This window comes from Aliidiomarina minuta (assembly GCF_003987145.1).
GTDB lineage: Bacteria > Pseudomonadota > Gammaproteobacteria > Enterobacterales > Alteromonadaceae > Aliidiomarina > Aliidiomarina minuta.
The window spans coordinates 846,738-866,415 of sequence record NZ_PIPL01000001.1; the positions used below are offsets into that span (position 1 = coordinate 846,738).

At 47.8% G+C, this 19,678-nt stretch carries 18 protein-coding genes; 4 read left to right on the top strand and 14 right to left on the bottom strand.

What is annotated here, in order from left to right; translation table 11 throughout:
• Positions 1 to 18: 18 nt before the first annotated feature.
• From CWE09_RS04070 to CWE09_RS04080, 3 genes are read right to left on the bottom strand one after another with little or no spacing between them, the layout of a single operon-like run.
• Complete coding sequence (locus tag CWE09_RS04070; RefSeq protein ID WP_157982806.1) at positions 19 to 708, bottom strand: histidine phosphatase family protein; 690 nt, start codon at positions 706 to 708, stop codon at positions 19 to 21.
• Between the two features lies 1 nt (position 709).
• Complete coding sequence (locus CWE09_RS04075; RefSeq protein ID WP_126802731.1) at positions 710 to 1,789, bottom strand: phosphotransferase family protein; 1,080 nt, start codon at positions 1,787 to 1,789, stop codon at positions 710 to 712.
• Positions 1,786 to 3,018: an acyl-CoA dehydrogenase family protein gene (locus CWE09_RS04080; protein ID WP_126802732.1), complete on the bottom strand. Its 1,233-nt coding sequence runs from the start codon at positions 3,016 to 3,018 to the stop codon at positions 1,786 to 1,788. The genes CWE09_RS04075 and CWE09_RS04080 overlap by 4 nt, the downstream gene beginning before the upstream one ends.
• Before the next feature lie 81 nt (positions 3,019 to 3,099).
• Between CWE09_RS04080 and CWE09_RS04085 the strand changes: the two genes are divergently transcribed.
• A complete protein-coding gene (locus CWE09_RS04085; RefSeq protein ID WP_126802733.1) occupies positions 3,100 to 4,059 on the top strand; it encodes a LysR family transcriptional regulator in 960 nt (319 codons plus the stop codon).
• Positions 4,060 to 4,075: 16 nt separating this feature from the next.
• Positions 4,076 to 5,005, top strand: coding sequence for a hypothetical protein (locus CWE09_RS04090; RefSeq protein WP_126802734.1), 930 nt, complete (start codon positions 4,076 to 4,078; stop codon positions 5,003 to 5,005).
• Positions 5,006 to 5,053: 48 nt separating this feature from the next.
• On the opposite strand, the gene CWE09_RS04095 is transcribed toward CWE09_RS04090, so the two are convergent.
• From CWE09_RS04095 to sdhC, 9 genes are all read right to left on the bottom strand, one after another.
• Positions 5,054 to 5,809, bottom strand: a complete 756-nt coding sequence (locus CWE09_RS04095; RefSeq protein ID WP_157982807.1) for a DUF481 domain-containing protein — start codon at positions 5,807 to 5,809, stop codon at positions 5,054 to 5,056.
• Positions 5,810 to 5,880: 71 nt separating this feature from the next.
• Positions 5,881 to 6,753 carry a succinate--CoA ligase subunit alpha gene (gene sucD / locus CWE09_RS04100; RefSeq protein ID WP_126802736.1) on the bottom strand — a complete coding sequence of 291 codons (873 nt, stop codon included), beginning with the start codon at positions 6,751 to 6,753 and terminating at the stop codon, positions 5,881 to 5,883.
• The gene (sucC, locus tag CWE09_RS04105) at positions 6,750 to 7,919 is read right to left on the bottom strand and encodes an ADP-forming succinate--CoA ligase subunit beta (protein WP_126802737.1); all 1,170 of its coding nucleotides are present in this window, start codon (positions 7,917 to 7,919) and stop codon (positions 6,750 to 6,752) included. The genes sucD and sucC overlap by 4 nt, the downstream gene beginning before the upstream one ends.
• A gap of 129 nt (positions 7,920 to 8,048) precedes the next feature.
• Positions 8,049 to 9,707 (bottom strand): 2-oxoglutarate dehydrogenase complex dihydrolipoyllysine-residue succinyltransferase, encoded by a 1,659-nt coding sequence (gene odhB / locus CWE09_RS04110; protein ID WP_126802738.1) that lies wholly within the window; start codon positions 9,705 to 9,707, stop codon positions 8,049 to 8,051.
• A gap of 13 nt (positions 9,708 to 9,720) precedes the next feature.
• Positions 9,721 to 12,525: a 2-oxoglutarate dehydrogenase E1 component gene (locus tag CWE09_RS04115; RefSeq protein ID WP_126802739.1), complete on the bottom strand. Its 2,805-nt coding sequence runs from the start codon at positions 12,523 to 12,525 to the stop codon at positions 9,721 to 9,723.
• A 45-nt stretch (positions 12,526 to 12,570) separates the two neighbouring features.
• On the bottom strand, positions 12,571 to 13,284 hold the full coding sequence (locus tag CWE09_RS04120) for a succinate dehydrogenase iron-sulfur subunit (protein WP_126802740.1): 714 nt from the start codon (positions 13,282 to 13,284) through the stop codon (positions 12,571 to 12,573).
• Positions 13,285 to 13,297: 13 nt separating this feature from the next.
• Positions 13,298 to 15,058 (bottom strand): succinate dehydrogenase flavoprotein subunit, encoded by a 1,761-nt coding sequence (gene sdhA, locus CWE09_RS04125; protein WP_420807987.1) that lies wholly within the window; start codon positions 15,056 to 15,058, stop codon positions 13,298 to 13,300.
• 2 nt (positions 15,059 to 15,060) lie between these two features.
• Entirely contained in the window at positions 15,061 to 15,408 is a 348-nt protein-coding gene (gene sdhD / locus CWE09_RS04130; protein ID WP_126802741.1) for a succinate dehydrogenase, hydrophobic membrane anchor protein, read from the bottom strand.
• Complete coding sequence (gene sdhC, locus CWE09_RS04135; protein ID WP_126802742.1) at positions 15,402 to 15,776, bottom strand: succinate dehydrogenase, cytochrome b556 subunit; 375 nt, start codon at positions 15,774 to 15,776, stop codon at positions 15,402 to 15,404. The genes sdhD and sdhC overlap by 7 nt, the downstream gene beginning before the upstream one ends.
• 363 nt (positions 15,777 to 16,139) lie before the next feature.
• Between sdhC and CWE09_RS04140 the strand changes: the two genes are divergently transcribed.
• Complete coding sequence (locus tag CWE09_RS04140) at positions 16,140 to 17,420, top strand: citrate synthase (protein WP_126802743.1); 1,281 nt, start codon at positions 16,140 to 16,142, stop codon at positions 17,418 to 17,420.
• Between the two features lie 40 nt (positions 17,421 to 17,460).
• On the opposite strand, the gene CWE09_RS04145 is transcribed toward CWE09_RS04140, so the two are convergent.
• Complete coding sequence (locus CWE09_RS04145; protein ID WP_126802744.1) at positions 17,461 to 18,588, bottom strand: DNA alkylation repair protein; 1,128 nt, start codon at positions 18,586 to 18,588, stop codon at positions 17,461 to 17,463.
• Between the two features lie 85 nt (positions 18,589 to 18,673).
• On the opposite strand from CWE09_RS04145, the gene CWE09_RS04150 reads away from it, so the two are divergent.
• On the top strand, positions 18,674 to 19,102 hold the full coding sequence (locus CWE09_RS04150) for an organic hydroperoxide resistance protein (protein ID WP_126802745.1): 429 nt from the start codon (positions 18,674 to 18,676) through the stop codon (positions 19,100 to 19,102).
• Positions 19,103 to 19,153: 51 nt separating this feature from the next.
• Here the strand turns inward: CWE09_RS04150 and CWE09_RS04155 are convergent, their stop codons facing one another.
• Entirely contained in the window at positions 19,154 to 19,600 is a 447-nt protein-coding gene (locus tag CWE09_RS04155) for a hypothetical protein (RefSeq protein ID WP_126802746.1), read from the bottom strand.
• Between the last annotated feature and the right edge of the window lie 78 nt (positions 19,601 to 19,678).

The following is a 19,678-nucleotide window of genomic DNA, read 5'->3' on the forward strand; positions in this document are numbered from 1 at the left end:
CCTTGTTTATATTTATAATTAACGGGAAGTCAGCAATGAGCGTTGCTCACCACTGAAGTGCATATGTTCGTTGAGGCTAACCAACTGTGGGCCACCCTGCCCCAGACTGACTTTAGTAATACCTGCATTGACTAAACGCCAGTTAAGGCGCAATGCCGTTTCGGTATCCAGTTTTAGCAACTGCTGTACCACCATGGATATAGGCCCACCTGAGGTAACCACCAGAATGCGTTCATGCGCAGAGACCTGTTCTGCCAGTTGTTTGAACACCGCAGAAATACGCTGCTGAAAGTCACCCCAACTCTCTGTATAGCTGCTGTCATGCTGCCCTTCCACCCAACGTCGGATAGCGGCTACAAAGAGTTTTTGAAAACAGGCTTCTTTGTCATCTGCAACTGCCAACTGCTGGCGTAACGAGCCCTGCCCGCTAGTTTTTTCAAAAACCTGCAATACGTTTTCGTGATCAAACTCATTCCATGCAGGTTCCATATTAATGGTCAGATCGCCCTGCAAACCTTCCACAATACCCCGTGCCGTCTGTTGCTGACGTTGCAGACTACCGGCAAGAATACGCGTTGGCATAATGCCTTGTTGATGAAACACCTGACCCAGATGGCGCGACTGAGATTTGCCTAACTGACTTAAATCATCATAGTTGTCAGCACCAAATGAAGCCTGCCCATGACGGATTAAATAAAGGCTGGCCATCTTAGTGCTGCCTCTCATGTTTTGTTATGAGACGCTGACAGCGCCAGTGCAGGTAATGCACCAAAAACCAGAAATGCTTAAACGCTGGATTACGGGTTTGCTTGTGGTGATAGCGATAATAAATCTGTTGTGCGATAGCCGATAGCCTGAACAAACCATAAACTTCATAAAAAGCGAAATTACTGCTATCAAAACCCATTTTCTCACAATAATAGTCGATCACCTGCTGGCGACTGAACATACCTGGCAAGTGAGTGGGCTGACGCCTTGTAGAACGTGCAATGCGGTCATCCCCCGCCTCTATCCAGTAGGCCAGCATATTACCCACATCCATCAGCGGATCACCCACAGTCGCCAGCTCCCAGTCCAGAATCGCCATGATGTCGGTTGCATCGTCCGGATTCAGAATTAAGTTATCCAGACGAAAATCATTATGTGTCATGCACAGATGTTCTTCTGAAGGCAGGTTGGCGGCCAGCCAGCGGGTTATTTTTTTACCACCAGGGACGTTCCAGGTTTTTGCCTGCTGGTACCTTTTAGTCCAGCCGCTAATTTGCCGTTCCGCATAACCAGCACCTTTAGCAAATTTATCCAGGCCGGATTTCTCAATATCAATCTGATGAAGTGCTACCAGTTTATCCAGCATATTACGACATAACTGTTCGGCGTCTTCAGCGCTCAAATCCAGATCACGAGGCATGTTTTTACGCGGGATAATACCTGCGATACGTTGCATGACATAAAACTCACTCCCAGTGACCGCTTCGTCCTCACAATAACCAATCATGTCGGGTACCCAGGGAAAAACCGGCTTCAGGCTTTTCTGAATATGGTATTCACGGCCCATATCATGGGCGGACTTTGCCTTAGTACCCGCTGGTGGGCGACGTAATATAAAGTCGTGGTTATCGAACTCAAGCCGATAGGTCCAGTTCGACGCTCCGCCTGGAAATTGCGTCACTTCAGGTTCACCTTCCAGATCGGGTACCTGCTGCTGCAACCACTGAGTGACGGCTTTGACATCGAACAGCTCTTCTTCGCGCACGGCGACACCAGTATCTATGAAGCTTTTCCCGCTCATGCGCCCTCTCCTTTCATATAGTGTCTAAGCTCTGTACGGGCCACCATGGCACGATGCACTTCATCCGGACCATCCGCCAGGCGTAATGCTCTGGCCAGGGTAAACAGAGCTGTCAACGGCACATCCTGTGACAAACCGGCACCACCATGCAGTTGGATCGCATCATCGACCACCCGCTGCAGCACATTCGGCACGACCACTTTGATGCCGGAGATTTCACTCATCGCGTGTTTCACTCCCAGGCGATCAATTTTATCAGCGGCGTACAGAGTATATAAACGCGCTTGATCAATAGCCATCCGGTGCTCTGCAATACGCTCCTGGTTTCCGCCCAGCTTAATCAGCGGCTGTCCAAAAGCCTGCCGTTGCATGCCCCGACGAATCATCAGCTCAAGCGCTTTCTCTGCGGCCCCCAACGCCCGCATGCAATGGTGTACCCGGCCAGGGCCTAAACGTCCCTGGGCAATGGCAAAACCAGCGCCCAGCTCGCCAATCAGGTTAGCTTTAGGCACACGCACCTGATTAAAACTCACTTCGCCATGTCCGTAAGGCGCATCATAGCTACCAAATGCAGGCAACATGCGCTCTATTTCAACGCCTGGAGCATCCAGAGGCACTATGACCATACTGTGCTGGGCATGTTTTTTAGCCTCTGGCAAAGACACGCCCATCACTATTGCAAACTTAGCATCAGGATGACCGACACCTGTCGACCACCATTTACGTCCCTGCACTACAATCTCGTCGCCTTCTTCTTTAATAGTCGCCTGCATATTGGTCGCGTCCGAGGAAGCCACATCAGGTTCAGTCATGCAAAATACCGAGCGAATGTCGCCTGCCAGTAAAGGTACCAGCCAGTTCTGCTTCTGCTGATCAGAACCAAAGTGGTAAAGCACCTCCATGTTGCCAGTATCCGGCGCATTGCAATTAAAAATTTCCGGCGCTATCAGGCTGCGCCCCATAATTTCAGCCAGGGGAGCGTATTCAACCGTAGTCAGTCCCGCTCCCAGCTCCGCATCTGGCAGAAATAAATTCCACAGCCCCTGCTCACGCGCTTTGATTTTGAGTTCGTTAATCACCGGCTGAACTTCCCAGCGTCGCCAGTCAGCGTGTTCATGTTGTTGGTTTCGATGATGGTAACCATGTTCAGCGGGCGCTACATGCTCAGCCATAAAAGCTGTTAGCTGTTCCATGTAGGCGCGGGTTTTATCATTATGTTCAAAGTGCATAGTCTTCTGCCGTTATTAAACCTGTACTCAGACTAGCCTCTTGCGCATAATGAATGAAGTGAATTTCATTTAAGGTTCAACATGAATACCAGTCATCTTAACTTCAATCAGCTTGATCTGAATCTGTTGCGAATATTTGAAGCCATTTATCAGTACCGCCAACTCAGCAAAGCCGCAGATAAACTGGCGCTCACCCCTTCCGCGGTAAGCCATGCATTGCGCCGCTTACGTACTTTTTTCGACGACCCATTATTCACCCGTCATGGCCGGGTACTGGTACCCACCGCTACTTGTGAAAGCCTGGCGCCGGACTTGCTCGCCAGTATAAGTTCGTTACGCAACCTGCTCTCCGGAGCCCACACTTTCGAGCCAGGTCAAAGTCAGCAAAGCTTTCGTATCAGTATGCCTGAAGCGCTGGAAAACAACCTGCTGCCGGCCATCGCCGAAGCGAGCTTTCGCTCAGCCCCGCACATAAAACTGGAAAGCGTTGCTATAGATCGCACACGTTTAGCCGACAGACTCAGCAACCGCGAATTGGACCTGGCCATCGATGTAGCGCTTCCCTTATCAGAGCCGGTTTGCCATCAACCGATATTTAGTGACTCTTTTTGTGTACTCGGCCATAACTTGCCTGACACATTAGATGCCGATTTTTATCTGAAATCCCGGCATGTTGCTGTATCAACACGCGCAAAAGGCCTGGTGGTAGAAGACATTGGTCTGCTTAAGCAAGGTATGCAGCGTGACGTTCGTGTTCGCTGCCAGAACTATCACAGTGCTGCAGCTCTGGCACAGAAAAACCACTTTTTATTAACGGCTCCAACGCGACTGGCCAGTATTTTAGAGCAAAACTTCGACCTTCAGGTACGCCCAATGCCAGTAAAAATAAGCGCCATCCAGCTTCATCTGTATTGGCATCAGCAACTGGAAAAAGATCCAGCCACTTGTTGGCTGCGTGAAATTGTTACAAATTTGTATAAAGATGCTTTGCAAAATCGCGAAATCAGGGTTAAAAATAACGAATCCGATTATTCAAAATAGCCAGCCAAGGAAAGATATGACAATGCTACCCCGAATCTATGCAGCCTCGCTGTTCTTGCTCGCCCTCGCTGCGAGCGCCGTCTCGGCACAGGACTTTTTCCTGCCGGATGACGATGCTTTTACTGAGGTCATAGCGGCGCTGAAAGCGGACGACAATGACCGGGCGCAACAGGAACTGGACAAACTATCCAATAGCCATGCTACCTCAGGTGACTACCATTATATTCAGGGCACGCTCACTATGGCTGAGCTGCAGGAAGCGGGTCGCCTGCGTATGCCATTTATCGCCCGGCGCATGCGTGGTCACTTTGAAGAGGCGGTAAAATATGACCCGGAACATGAACTCGCCCATTTTGCTTTATTCCAATGGCATCAGTTTGCCCCCGGAATTATTGGTGGTGACAAAGAGGTGATGCAGGCGCATAAAGCCCGCCTTGATGAGCTGGACAGCTTCCTGCGTTTCCCAGCCCGGATTAGCATGACGGAAGACCTGGAAGCAGAAGAAGCTATTTATCAGGAATGGTTTGCTACAGAGCCTGAAAACCTGGATATTCGTTTCAATTACATAGCGTTGCGTATAAGCCAGCAACATTTTGAGCTGGCTTTAAGTGAACTGCAACATACCCGGACTTTGCTAACCGACTCAGAAGCGCACCAGGAGTTACGTAATGCATTAGATTATCAATGGGCCCGACTCGCTGCAGAATCACAAACCGAGCTCGACAATGGCTACTTTCTGCTAACTCAGCTTATTGCCGAACAACGAACGCCAGAAGGTATTGATCAAGACTGGGTTCAGTTTCGCCTCGCGCAGATTTACACTCACAAAGAAGAGTATGAACAGGCCCGTGAATTATTAGAACAGCTTGATGGCACCTCTGACAAACGATTAGAAACAGCCTTGAAGACATTTAACGAAGAGCATCTCAAAAATTGCTGTAGTTAGCTTTAGTGTCAGGTATCCGCCGCCTGATGCGGCGGATAATCATCCAGTTTAAAAACGTATATTCAGACCCGTTGCATATTCCCAGTGGGAATAGGACTGTCCATCCAACGGATTGCTTTCATTATTAAAGCTGATATCCAGGGTTAGCGAAAATAAACGAGTCACCCGGCTGGTAAGCCCCATATTAACAATACTGCGCACATCGCTCATGTTATCAACCCGCGGCTGAACGTAGAAACCCACTGCCCATTCAGAGTTTTCTGACAACGGGTAAACCGAGTCCAGATAGAAGTTAAAACGCCAGTCATTCGCCTGCTTGCGCCCTTCAATCAAGGGTGTCACAGAGCGTCGTTCATACATAATGCCCATGCCTGCATGCCCATTAAAAGGTGTCTGCTGAAGCCGGTAACGTGCATTGGTACCCAGTAACTCACGACGATAACTGTTATTCAAAGGTTCTTTCTGGTATTGAGCAAAAAGCTCCCAGCCCCAGTTTTCGGTTAGCTGGCGCGTGCGACGCACATGTGCGAAATACTCTTCAGAATAAGTAAAGCCCTCAGCCCGGTCGACAGCACTACTCAGCAAAAGCAAATAACGCCGATTCAAATCATCGGATATCCACTGAGAGGCGCCGTTTAAGGCGAATTTATCTTCATCAATATTGCCGCGCTGGCCGCTAAGATTCAACGTGGTGCTCATTTGCCATCCCGCCTCACTTTCATCCATGCGCAATTCTTCAATATTTATAATGGCCAGTGCTGGCGAAGAAAATAAACAGACCCATAGTATCGCCCAAAACCTCATATTACCCCCTGTTGTGTTGCTAAAAAAAAGGCGCCTTCCGGCGCCCTTTTTGTTCATTGCTAAAAGCCAGCTTACCAGCCAGTTTTTTCGCGCAATGCTTTTCCGATTTCAGCCAGGCTACGAACGGTTTTAACACCGGCCGCTTCAAGGGCTGCAAACTTCTCATCTGCAGTACCTTTGCCGCCTGCAATGATGGCACCAGCATGGCCCATACGCTTACCAGGAGGCGCTGTAACACCAGCAATATAAGAAACAACCGGCTTAGTGACATGTTCTTTAATGTACTCTGCCGCTTCTTCTTCTGCAGTACCGCCGATCTCACCGATCATGACAATAGCTTCGGTTTTAGGATCTTTTTCGAACATCTCAAGGATGTCGATAAAGTTAGAACCTGGAATAGGATCGCCACCGATACCCACACAAGTAGACTGACCGAAACCTTCATCAGTCGTCTGCTTAACCGCTTCATACGTCAAAGTACCTGAACGCGATACGATGCCTACTTTACCGGCTTTGTGGATATGACCCGGCATGATACCAATCTTGCACTCGTCCGGAGTGATAACACCCGGGCAGTTTGGACCAATCATGCGAACACCTTTAATATCCAGGTACTCTTTCACGTAAAGCATGTCGATAGTCGGAATGCCTTCAGTGATACATACGATCAGCTCGATACCTGCATCAGCAGCTTCAATGATAGAGTCTTTACAGAAAGGCGCCGGTACATAGATAACAGATGCCGTTGCACCAGTTTCGTTGACCGCTTCTTTCACAGTGTTAAACACTGGCAAACCTAAGTGAGTCTGACCGCCTTTACCCGGAGTCACACCACCTACCATTTGCGTACCATAAGCAATGGCTTGCTCAGAATGGAAAGTACCCTGACCGCCAGTGAAACCCTGGCAGATCACTTTAGTGTCTTTATTGATTAAAATGCTCATGCCTTGCCTCCTGCAGCTTCAACTACTTTGTGTGCTGCGTCTGTCAGGCTGGTTGCAGCAATAATGTTCAGGCCGCTTTCTTTCAGCTTTTCAGTACCCAGTTCTGCGTTGTTACCTTCAAGGCGAACAACCACAGGTACTTTAACGCCAACTTCTTCAACAGCACCGATAATGCCTTCAGCGATCATGTCACAACGTACGATGCCGCCAAAGATATTAACGAATACAGCTTTCACGCTGTCGTCAGAAAGGATGATTTTGAATGCTTCAGAAACGCGCTCTTTGGTAGCTCCGCCACCAACATCCAGAAAGTTAGCTGGCTCACCGCCGCTCAGCTTCACGATGTCCATAGTACCCATCGCCAGGCCTGCGCCGTTAACCATGCAACCAATGTTGCCGTCCAGTGCTACGTAGTTCAGCTCAAAGCTGGCTGCATGCGCTTCACGGGAGTCTTCCTGTGAAGGATCATGGAACTCTTTGATTTTAGGCTGGCGATAGATAGCGTTGCTATCGATGTTGATTTTACCGTCCAGGCAATGCAAATCGCCTTTATCAGTGATAACCAACGGGTTAATTTCTAACAGTGCAAAATCGTACTGTTCGAACATCTTCGCCAGACCCATGAAGATTTTAGTGAACTGCTTAACCTGATCTGGGTTCAGACCCAGTTCGAAGCCCAGTTGACGTCCCTGGTAAGGCAACGCACCAACTGTAGGGTCGATAGTAGCTTTAAGAATCTTTTCAGGAGTTTCTTCTGCTATTTTTTCAATATCCACACCGCCTTCAGTCGACGCCATGAAAACAATTTTACGTGATGCACGGTCAATAACGGCGCCTAAGTAAAGCTCTTTATCAATTTCAGTACAATCTTCTACTGAAATTTTGTTTACTGGCTGACCATTCTCATCAGTCTGAAAAGTAACTAAGTTTTTACCCAGCCACTTGTCGGCAAAGTCACGAACTTCGTCCAAGCTTGAAACCAGTTTCACACCGCCCGCTTTACCGCGGCCACCAGCGTGAACCTGACATTTAACTACCCACTTATCGCCGCCAATTTTTTTGGCCGCTTCAACAGCTTCTTCCGCTGAGTCACAGGCTATACCATCTGATACTGGTAAACCAAACTCACGGAACAGCTGCTTGGCTTGATACTCATGCAAATTCATGATGCTTTTTCCATCTGTTCATTCAAAATGAAAGCAGCCTAAGCTGCTTACCCGAATTTCGCGCCGGATTATAAGTCTTCAGGCGCAAAAAATACAGCCGCAGAAACTCTGCGGCTGCTTTTTCCCCGATTACACGTCCAGTAACAGACGCTGCGGGTCTTCCAGCAAGTTCTTCACGGTAACCAGGAATCCTACCGATTCCTTACCGTCAATGATGCGGTGGTCGTAAGATAACGCCAGATACATCATAGGCAGAATTTCAACCTTGCCGTCTACCGCCATTGGGCGATCCTGGATTTTGTGCATGCCAAGGATAGCGCTTTGTGGTGGATTCAGAATTGGTGTGGACAGTAACGAACCGAACACACCGCCGTTAGTAATAGTAATGTTACCACCCTGCATTTCGTCCATGGTCAACTTACCGTCACGGCCTTTAATAGCTAACTCTTTGATGCCTTTTTCAATATCAGCAAGGCTGAGCTTGTCACAGTCCCGTAGTACCGGAGTTACCAGGCCACGAGGTGTAGACACCGCAATGCTCACATCAAAATAGTTATGATAAACAACATCATCGCCATCCAGTGACGCATTGACTTCAGGGAAACGTTTCAGTGCTTCTACTATAGCCTTTACATAAAACGACATAAAGCCTAAACGGGTTTCATGACGCTCTTCAAAGTCCTGCTGATATTTCTTACGCAGGTCCATGATAGGTTTCATGTTGATCTCATTAAAGGTGGTCAGCATGGCCGTATCGTTTTTCGCCTGCAACAGACGTTCAGCAATACGCTTACGCAGACGCGTCATAGGCACACGCTTCTGAGTACGATCGCCGCCACCTACTGGTGCCTGCTCTTTTTTACTGCTGCCATCGGACTTCGCAGAAGACTTCGACTTGCTGCCAGAAGACTTCGCTTCTTTGACATGCTTCTCCACGTCTTCTTTGGTAATTCGACCGCCTTTGCCCGTGCCTTTTACGTCGCTGGCTTCAAGATCTTTTTCTTTCAGCAGACGACGCACAGAAGGACTAATGGCATCACTGCTATCTTTGTCATCCGACTTGCTTTCTTTCTTACTACTGGTTTCAGCTTTAGCAGAAGATTTAGAAGCCTTTTTAGCGCCACCTTTGGTGATTTTCCCAATCACATCCTGGCCGCCAACTGTGTCGCCTTCGTCATGAATAATTTCACTCAGCACACCGTCAGCTTCAGCAACCACTTCCAACACCACTTTATCAGTTTCAATATCAACCAGATTTTGATCTCGTGATACGTTGTCACCCGCTTTTACATGCCAGGTCGATATAGTAGCGTCAGATACTGATTCCGGCAGCTCAGGTACTTTTACATCAATACTTTCGCCGCTGGCTTCTTTACTGTCGCCATCATCCTCTGACTCTTCATCTGACTCTTCATCTGAATCTTCATCAGCGTCTTCATCACTGTCATCTGAATCATCAGCTTCATCTGAATCGTCTTCATCAGCTTCGCTATCAGCATCATCCTGGTCGGCATCGTCGTCGCTTTCGTCATCAGCGTCGTCGCCACCTTCACCTTCTTCAATGGTGCCAATCACAGCCTGACTCTCTACCGTATCGCCTTCTTCGGCAGTAATCTCTGCGATTACACCATCAGCTTCAGCTACGACTTCAAGCACCACTTTATCGGTTTCGATATCAACCAGATTCTGGTCGCGCGATACTTTGTCGCCTTTTTTTACATGCCAGGTTGCAATACTGCCGTCAGCAACGGATTCAGGTAATTCGGGTACTTTTATTTCAATCGCCATCGTTAAAGTTCACCTATTTAATGGTTAGCGCGTCGTTGACTAATTTCTCTTGCTGCTCTTTATGCACTGAGGCATAACCCACCGCCGGAGAGGCAGATGCATTACGGCCAGCGTAGTTCAGCTTTGCTCCATCAGGAATTGCTTCACGGAAGTGATGCTGACTACAATACCAGGCACCCTGGTTTTGCGGTTCTTCCTGACACCAGACGAAATCTTTCACATGCTGGTAATCTTCTAAAACTTTTGCCATTTCCTGATGCGGGAACGGATAAAGTTGCTCTACGCGAACAATAGCCACTTCATTCAGTTCCTGCTCACGGCGTGCTTTACGCAGATCGTAATAGACCTTGCCGCCACAGAAAACCACACGTTTCACTTTTTTTGTATCCTGCTTATCAATCTCACCGATTACATTATGGAATACACCTTCTGCAAGCTCTTCCATATTGGATACGGCATCCGGATGACGAAGCAGAGATTTTGGTGTCATCACAATCAATGGACGACGCACAGGACGGATCTGTTGACGTCGCAGCATATTATACACCTGAGCAGGCGTAGTTGGCGTGCACACCGACCAGTTATGGTCGGCGGACAGTTGCAGGAAACGCTCAAGGCGCGCTGAACTGTGCTCAGGTCCCTGTCCTTCATATCCGTGAGGAAGCAGAAGAGTCAGACCGCATAAGCGACCCCATTTCTGCTCACCGGAACTGAGGAACTGATCAATAACTACCTGAGCACCGTTGGCAAAGTCACCAAACTGAGCTTCCCAGATAGTCAGAGTATTAGGTTCTGCCGTGGCATAACCATACTCAAATGCCATAACGGCTTCTTCGGATAACACCGAATCATAGATATCGATATCTGCCTGGTTCTCCGCAACATGCTTCAGCGGCAAATAGGTTTCTGCATCTTTCTGATTGTGCAAAACAGCATGGCGATGGAAGAAAGTACCGCGACCACTGTCCTGCCCTACCATACGAATACGATGCCCATGTTTTACCAGACTGGCGTAAGCTAAAGTTTCAGCCATGCCCCAGTCCATTTTGCGCTCGCCTTCAGCCATTTTACGGCGTTCTTCATAGACTTTATTAACCCGGGAGTTAAGCTTGAAACCTTCAGGTATTTCACTGATTTTACGGCCCAAATCTTCTAACTCTGTAACGGTCATTTTCGAGTCGTAATCGACGTCCCACTCATTGTCTATAAAGGGCGACCAGTCAACAGAATGGGCCTTCATCGGCTGCCACTCGTCGACTACGCAATCACCTTTATCCAGTGCATCGCGATAATCCTGGACCATTTGTTTAACCGACTTTTCATCGATTAAATTGGCTTCGATCAGACGCTTGGCATAAAGCTCCCGAGTTACTGGGTGCTTTTTAATTTTTTGATACATCAGTGGCTGAGTCGCATTCGGCTCATCGGCTTCGTTGTGGCCATGACGGCGATAACAGACCAAATCAATAACTACATCACGTTTAAAGGTGTTGCGATAATCAATAGCCAGTTGCGAGACAAATAATACAGCTTCAGGATCATCCGCGTTAACATGGAAAATCGGAGCCTGAACCATCTTCGCGATATCAGTACAATACTGAGTAGAACGTGCGTCTTCGCGTTTTGAAGTGGTGAAACCGACCTGGTTATTAACCACAATACGTATGCTGCCCCCCACCGAGAATGCGCGGGTTTGTGACAGGTTAAAAGTCTCCTGCATCACGCCCTGACCAGCAATAGCTGCGTCGCCATGTAAGGTGATAGGTAAAGCCTGGCTACCATCAGTGCAACCTCGACGCTCCATACGAGCACGCACAGACCCCATAACCACCGGATTGACAATTTCCAGATGGGACGGGTTAAACGCCAGCGCTAAATGAACATCGCCGCCTTCCGTTTTGAAGTCAGACGAGAAACCCATATGGTATTTCACATCGCCAGATTTCTCACCAATACTGGCTTTACCGGCAAATTCGTTAAACAGTTCCTGCGGGTGCTTGCCTAATACGTTAATCAGTACATTCAACCGACCACGATGCGCCATGCCTACAACAACTTCTTTAGCGCCTGTTTCACCACCGCGGTGAATCAGAGCTTTCATCATGGAAACCAGGCTATCGCCACCTTCCAGAGAAAAACGCTTGGCCCCCGGGTATTTAGAGCCCAGATATTTTTCAAGACCATCAGCAGCTGTCAGCTCTTTTAATAAACGCAGACGCACTTCTTTGCTGAATTCAGGCTGCCCCAACTGAGATTCGACGCGTTGTTGAATCCAGCGCTTTTCTTCAGTCGAGGTAATGTGCATATATTCAGCACCGATGGAACCACAGTAAATTTTTTCCAGGGCCGAATGTATATCACCCAGTTTAGCGCTGTCTTTGCCTATTGCCAAAGACCCCACGTTAAACTCAGTGTCATAATCGTCTTTGCTCAATGCATGATGGTCCAGCGAAAGATCGGGAACTTCGTCCTGCTTCCACAAACCCAAAGGATCCAGGTTTGCATGTTGATGACCGCGAAAGCGATAGGCATTAATAAGCTGTAATACTTTGACCTGTTTTTCAGAGGTTTCAGAGTTACCACCCTGACTACCAGCCATCTTCAGCTTATTTTTCGCCATTTCGCGAAACTGATCGCGTATTTCGCTGTGTTTAACATCCTTGCCTACAGCAGGCATACTGTCAAACAACTCGCGCCATTCATCCCCGACAGCACTCGGGTCATCCAAATACAGCTCGAAAAGCTCCTCTACGTAACCGATGTTTCCACCCGCTAAGTGAGAAGACTCTAACCAGGCTTGCATTGCACCATCTTGCATTGCTTTTCCTTTCAATCTGTTACCACAAAAAAAAGCAGCGGCGGCCTAGACCGCGCGGCTCAACAGCATAGATTTAATATGACCAATTGCCTTTGTCGGGTTGAGTCCCTTAGGACACACGCTAACGCAGTTCATAATGCCATGACAACGGAAAACACTGAAGGCATCATCCAAGTCATCCAGGCGCTGTTCTGTCGCTGTATCGCGAGTGTCTGCCAGGAAGCGGTAGGCGTGAAGCAAACCAGCTGGCCCTACAAACTTGTCAGGATTCCACCAGAAAGATGGACATGACGATGAGCAACAGGCACATAAAATACACTCATACAGTCCATCAAGCTTAGCACGCTCTTCCGGAGACTGCAGGCGCTCACGCGCCGGTGGATTCTTATCCTCGTTGATCAAATAAGGCTTAACTCTTTCATACTGAGTATAGAACTGCTCAAGGTCTACAATCAGGTCACGAATAACAGGTAACCCCGGTAAGGGGCGTACCACGATTTTATTCGACTTCAATGAAGAAACGGGAGTAATGCAACCCAGACCATTTTTACCATTAATGTTAAAACCGTCTGAACCACATACACCCTCACGACAAGAGCGACGAAATGCCAGTGAGGGGTCCTGCTCTTTCAGTTTAATTAAAGCATCCAGAACCATCATGTCCTGATCTTCTTCAAACTCCAGCGTGTAATCCTGCATGCGAGGCTTAGCATCGACATCAGGGTTGTAACGATAGATAGAAAACTGCACTTTTTTCATCGTTTTAGCCCTTTTAATAAGTTCGCGCTTTCGGCGGGAACGCTTCACGAGACTTAGGTGACATATTTACATCACGAGTCGCCATGGACTCATCTTCAGGACGGTAAACCGTATGCACCAGCCATTTTTCGTCATCCCGATCCGGGAAGTCGGCACGACTATGGGCGCCACGACTTTCTTCGCGGAAACTTGCCGAAACAGCCGTCGAGTAAGCGGTTTCCATCAGATTGTCCAGCTCCAGACATTCAATACGCTGGGTATTAAATTCGGTGCTGTTGTCGTCCAGACGTGCATGCTTCAAGCGCTCACGGATTTCACCTAACTCTTTCAGGCCTTCGCTCATTGCCTTGCCTTCACGGAATACCGAGAAGTTAAGCTGCATGCAGGTTTGTAAATCTTTGCGAATTTGCACCGGGTCTTCGCCTTTCTGTGTGCTGTTCCAGCGATTCACACGTGACATAGCCGCTTCAAGATCGCTTTCAGAAGCTTCACGAGCCAGCGGAGTAGCCGCCAGTGCGTCTGCAAGATGTAAACCTGTAGCGCGACCAAATACCACTAAATCTAGCAATGAGTTGCCGCCCAGACGATTGGCACCATGTACGGATACGCAAGCTATCTCGCCGCAGGCAAAAAGCCCTTGCACAGAAGATGTTTTACCATTGGCATCAACCTGTAACACCTGGCCATTCACATCTGTTGGTATACCGCCCATCATGTAGTGGCAGGTAGGAACGACTGGAATAGGCTCTTCTGCCGGATCAACGTGAGCAAAGGTCTTCGCTAAGTCACATACACCTGGTAAGCGTGACTCCAGAACCTCACGTCCCAGATGATCAAGCTTAAGCTTAATATGCGGACCGTAAGGACCTTCACAGCCCCGACCTTCACGAATTTCGGTCATCATAGAACGGGAGACTACGTCACGTGACGCTAAATCTTTAGCGTTCGGCGCATAACGCTCCATAAAGCGCTCACCATCTTTATTTAGCAGATAACCGCCCTCGCCACGACAACCTTCGGTGACCAGCGAACCGGCACCGGCAATACCGGTTGGGTGGAACTGCCACATTTCCATGTCCTGTACAGGCACACCAGCACGCAGTGCCATGCCCACACCGTCACCGGTGTTAATGTGTGCGTTGGTAGTGGACGAGTAAATACGGCCCGCACCACCAGTTGCTAACACAACGGCCTTAGCTTTGATGAAATAGGTTTCACCGGTTTCAATGCATAGAGCCGTAGTACCTACGATAACGCCGTCCTGGTTTTTAACCAGATCCAGTGCATACCACTCAGACAATACGGTTGTTTTGTTTTTTACGTTTTGCTGATACAGCAAGTGCAATAACGCGTGACCGGTGCGGTCAGCCGCTGCTGCAGTACGCGCTGCCTGTTCGCCACCAAATTCTTTAGACTGGCCGCCGAAAGGACGCTGATAGACTTTGCCGTTTTCAAAACGCGAGAAAGGCAGACCCATATTTTCCATTTCAAGAATGGCTTCAGGACCTGACTTACACATGTATTCGATAGCATCCTGGTCACCGATATAATCCGAACCTTTTACAGTATCGAACATATGCCATTCCCAGTTATCTTCATGGGCATTGCCCAAGGCCACGGTAATACCGCCCTGAGCAGATACGGTGTGCGAACGGGTTGGAAATACTTTCGACATCAACGCACAGGTCATGCCATTTTTCGAAATCTGTAGCGCAGCTCGCATACCAGCGCCGCCGGCGCCGATAACTACTGCATCAAATTCAAGTTCTTTCATGTTTATACACCCCACAACACGAACAGGCCGATGAACCAGTAGACGATTAACGTCAGGCTGACAATGAATTGCAATACACCGCGGCCAAAGGAATTTTTAATGTAGTCTGTCAATACCTGCCAAATACCAATCCAGCCATGAATTAACAGGCCACTCAGAGCCAGCATGGTGAAAACTTTCATCCAGGTAGCACTAAATAAAGCAGTCCAGACTTCATACGTCAGTTGAGGCGTAGAAACTAAGAAACTGACCATAAAAATGGCGTAGAAAACCAGTATCAGAGCACTGGCACGTAACAGAATAAAGTCGTGCGTACCGCTACGACCAAAAGTAGATGCAACTTTTACCATAACCAGACTCCTGACAGCACAGATAAGATGATGGCCAGACCAATAACGATCTGCGCACTCAGGTTACCGGACTTAAGTTCTTCCCAGTGTCCCAGTTCCATCATGATGTGGCGTAAACCAGCTAGCAGGTGATAGCCAAGCGCAGTCAGTATGCCCCAGACTACAAACTTCACCAGTGGGTTAGCAAACACGTCCTGCGCTTGCATGAATCCTTCCGCAGACGACAGCGATAAAGCCAGCAACCAAACCAGTAAACCAATAGTCACCAACATGATGACACCGGACACACGGTGCAGTATTGAAGCAATCGCTGAAGCAGGAAAACTTATGGTACTAAGTTCTAAATTAACAGGTCTTTGTTTTTTCACGATTGTTGCCTTATTTCAAAGCAATGAATGAAGAGTTGGCAAAGTATATCCAGCAGCGCTTACAATTACAATTACTCTGCGCCATCGGATTTCTTATTCGTATGTTAGGTACGCTAAGGGTAACAGATTGGTTTTCATTTCGGTCTACGACTAAAGTAGATTAAATGAATCGTTTTTTTTACGGTTATCCTGTAGAGGCTGATATACTGTAACCAATAGGTATTACAACGAGTAAAATCGACTGTAAAAATCTAAACGCGCGTTTACGAAAAATTGACAGACCCCCCTGTGATCGAGTAAAACTAGCGCACTTTTCCGATTCGATTCCGATTCGAACTTTAACGAAAGCGAGGAGATTTCCTTATGGCTGACCGTAAAGCCACCCTGCAAATCGATGGTAAGAGCATTGAGCTTCCAGTGCTGTCACCAGCTGCAGGTTACGATGTTGTTGACGTACGTACACTTGGCAAGCACGGCTATTTCACGTTCGACCCGGGCTTCCTGGCCACTGGGTCATGTGAATCTAAAATCACCTACATTGATGGTGACAAGGGTGTTCTGTTACACCGCGGCTATCCAATAGATGAACTTGCTACCCAGGCTGACTACCTTGAAGTCTGCTACATGCTATTAAATGGTGAAGCGCCAACCGCTGAGCAGTTTAAAGAGTTTGAAGAAACTATTACCCATCACACTATGGTGCATCAGGGTATTCATAACTTCTTTAACGGTTTCCGTCGTGACTCGCATCCTATGGCAATGCTATGCGCTACCGTAGCCGCCTTGTCTTCGTTCTACCATGATGACCTGGATATCGCGGATCCGAAACAGCGTATGCGCAGCGCGCACCGCCTGATTGCAAAAATGCCCACCATCGCTGCTATGTGTTACAAGCACAGCATTGGCCAGCCTTTTGTGTATCCGAAGAATGACCTGAGCTATTCAGAGAATTTCCTGAACATGATGTTCTCGGTCCCCGCTGAAGATTACAAAGTAAACCCTGTCATTGCTAAAGCAATGGACCGGATTTTCACTTTACACGCTGACCATGAACAGAACGCATCAACTTCAACCGTGCGTCTGGCCGGTTCTTCAGGTGCTAATCCGTATGCCTGTATCGCCGCTGGTGTAGCCTCATTGTGGGGGCCTGCACACGGTGGAGCTAACGAAGCCTGCCTGAACATGCTGGCAGAAATTGGTTCGGTTGATCGCATTCCTGAGTTCATTAAGCGCGCTAAAGATAAAGAAGACCCTTTCCGTCTGATGGGCTTTGGTCACCGCGTTTATAAAAACTTTGATCCACGTGCGACTGTCATGCGTGATAGCTGTCATGAAGTACTGAAAGAGTTAAAGGTTCAGGATCCCCTGCTTGACGTAGCTATGGAACTGGAACGCATTGCTTTGGAAGACGAATATTTTGTTGAGAAAAAACTCTACCCGAACGTAGATTTCTACTCAGGCATTATTCTGAAAGCCATTGGCATTCCAACCAGTATGTTCACCGTTATCTTTGCGCTGTCGCGCACAGTAGGCTGGATTTCTCACTGGGACGAAATGCTGGGCGAAAAAGGCCAGAAAATTGGTCGTCCTCGTCAGCTTTATACCGGTGAAACGCAACGCAAGTTCAAGCCAATCAAACGATAAGATTGAATGCTTTAGAAAAAACCGCCGCCAGGCGGTTTTTTTATACCTGTTTCTGGTTCAGCTGCAAATCAAAATACCCCAGCTTATGAGCCGTTCCGTTAATCAACGCTTCCACCCGATGGCACCCTGCATACAAAGTTCGCGTAGTCATCGCTTTCAGAGATACTTTTTTAGCCAGATGAATTTTTTCACCGGGCCCTAGTTGCAGGCTTTTCAGCTTAAATACTTCACCATTTTGTGTACCATTCGACTTCATAAAATAAACACAAAAATCAATCATTAACGGCTGTGTCTGAGAACTTCTAGACACCAGGTCAAAACTAACCTTCACCTCTTCGCCTAAGTTTGCCTGTCGCGGAGTAATCTGAGGGTTTTCAATGGCTATCTGTATATCCTGAACATATCCAAGCACCGCCAAAGCACCCTGATGCCCCTGTTTTATAAGACTTCGTAAAGCATGCCGAATAAGCCACTGTCGCTGCACAGAGGCGTCCTTTTGCCAGTTTTCCATTAGATCCACCACCAATTGCGGATGGTCTTTGCTGATGTCATTAAGGTTGTTGGCGACTGAGCGCCGCACATAAAGCACAGGGTCGTCTTTCAATATGTCGAGCAACTGAATAACGGGCTGAGGGTCTTTTTGAAATGCTGGTAAACGCGACGCCCAGGGTAATCGGGGACGAGTGCCCTCGGACACTAAGCGACGTACATGTTCATTTTTATCTTTTACCCACTCGTCTAACTTACTCATTGTTTGCTCAGGATAATGCCGCAAAAAAGGACGAATACAAAACTCCGCCGTAAACCGCTGAGTTAATTCATATTGCGTCTGCATGGCTGCATCGAAGTAAGGAAGCCCATATTCACTGATAAAAAAACTATGCGGCAGGTAGAAAAAAGGCGCCTTTCCATAACCATGATTTTGCCCCAGAGTGACGCCCATGGAGGTCCGTAATATACTGAGCGCCTGTTCCGTATTATCAGGTAAATACTGACGCAGAACTCTCGCAATCTGAGCGCCCCGCTGCATAAGTTCCAGGTTCTCAAAGTTCTCAGCTACTAAAGCTAAAAAAGCTTCTGAATTAAAGTCTGTCCATTCTTTTTGTATCTGCTGCGCCAGTTCCTCCGCACTTTGCAAATTCAACTGATGTTTCAGTAACTCGGCCATGCCGCCCCCATCATTGGCTTATTTGGTATCTGTGCTAGCTTTAAGTTAGTACTTAGTTAAGCATACTTTAAACAGGAGAAGCACCATGGCATTTGATAAAGTTTTATACACAGCTTACACCGAAGCTACAGGTGGCCGGGATGGCCGTGCCGTATCCAATGACGGGGCTCTTGATGTAAGTCTGAGCGTTCCCAAAGAAATGGGTGGCCAGGGTGGTGAAGGAACTAACCCGGAACAGCTGTTTGCTGCGGGTTATTCCGCTTGTTTTTTAGGTGCCTTAGGCGCCGTAGCCGGTAAAGAGGAAATGAAGCTGCCAAAAGATGCTTCTATCAAAGCTGCGGTAAGCATTGGCGAAACAGAAAAGAACCTGGACATTGAAGTAGAATTACATATTTCATTGCCTGGTCTGGATGCTGATGAAGGCAAAGAACTGATAGAAAAAGCGCATCAGGTTTGCCCTTATTCACGCGCCACACGCGGTAATATCAAAGTGACACTCACCCTGGTTGAATAACTAAAACCCCGTGCAGCAATGCTGGGCGGGGTTTCTCCTGAATAAATCCGGCTAATCAGTTAACTGAAAAGAATGCACTGAATTTACCAGCGCGTCCTGTTCTTCGTTCCAACGTTCAGCTAATGCGGTTGCTGTGAGTACATAATAAAGATTATCCTGCTTAACGACCCGGGCATACCAATGCAGATCCGTCTCCTGCATAGCGCCGCGGTATTCAATTAACAGTTCATTTCCTGTTCGCTCAAGCTGTAAAACTTCAATGTCCATCTGTTCAAACTGACTGACAGAAATTTCTTCATATTCTTCCAGACTCCCATCAAACGGCTGAATCTGGAGATTCACATTAGCAGCGAAACCATTATCAGCTGGCAGATAGTATTGAAAAATCTGTCCTCCAGTCTGTTCTGGAAACTCAGGTGGTTCGAAGTTATAATCCGCCGCCAGTAATGGCTGGCTAAGAATAAATAACGTACTTAGTAGTATCGATTTTAATTTCATTTGCTCCCTCTTTTTTATTTGTAAAACTTAGTTAAAACACGTCGTTGGCTGCTGGTTTAAAATTACCAAGCAGACTAT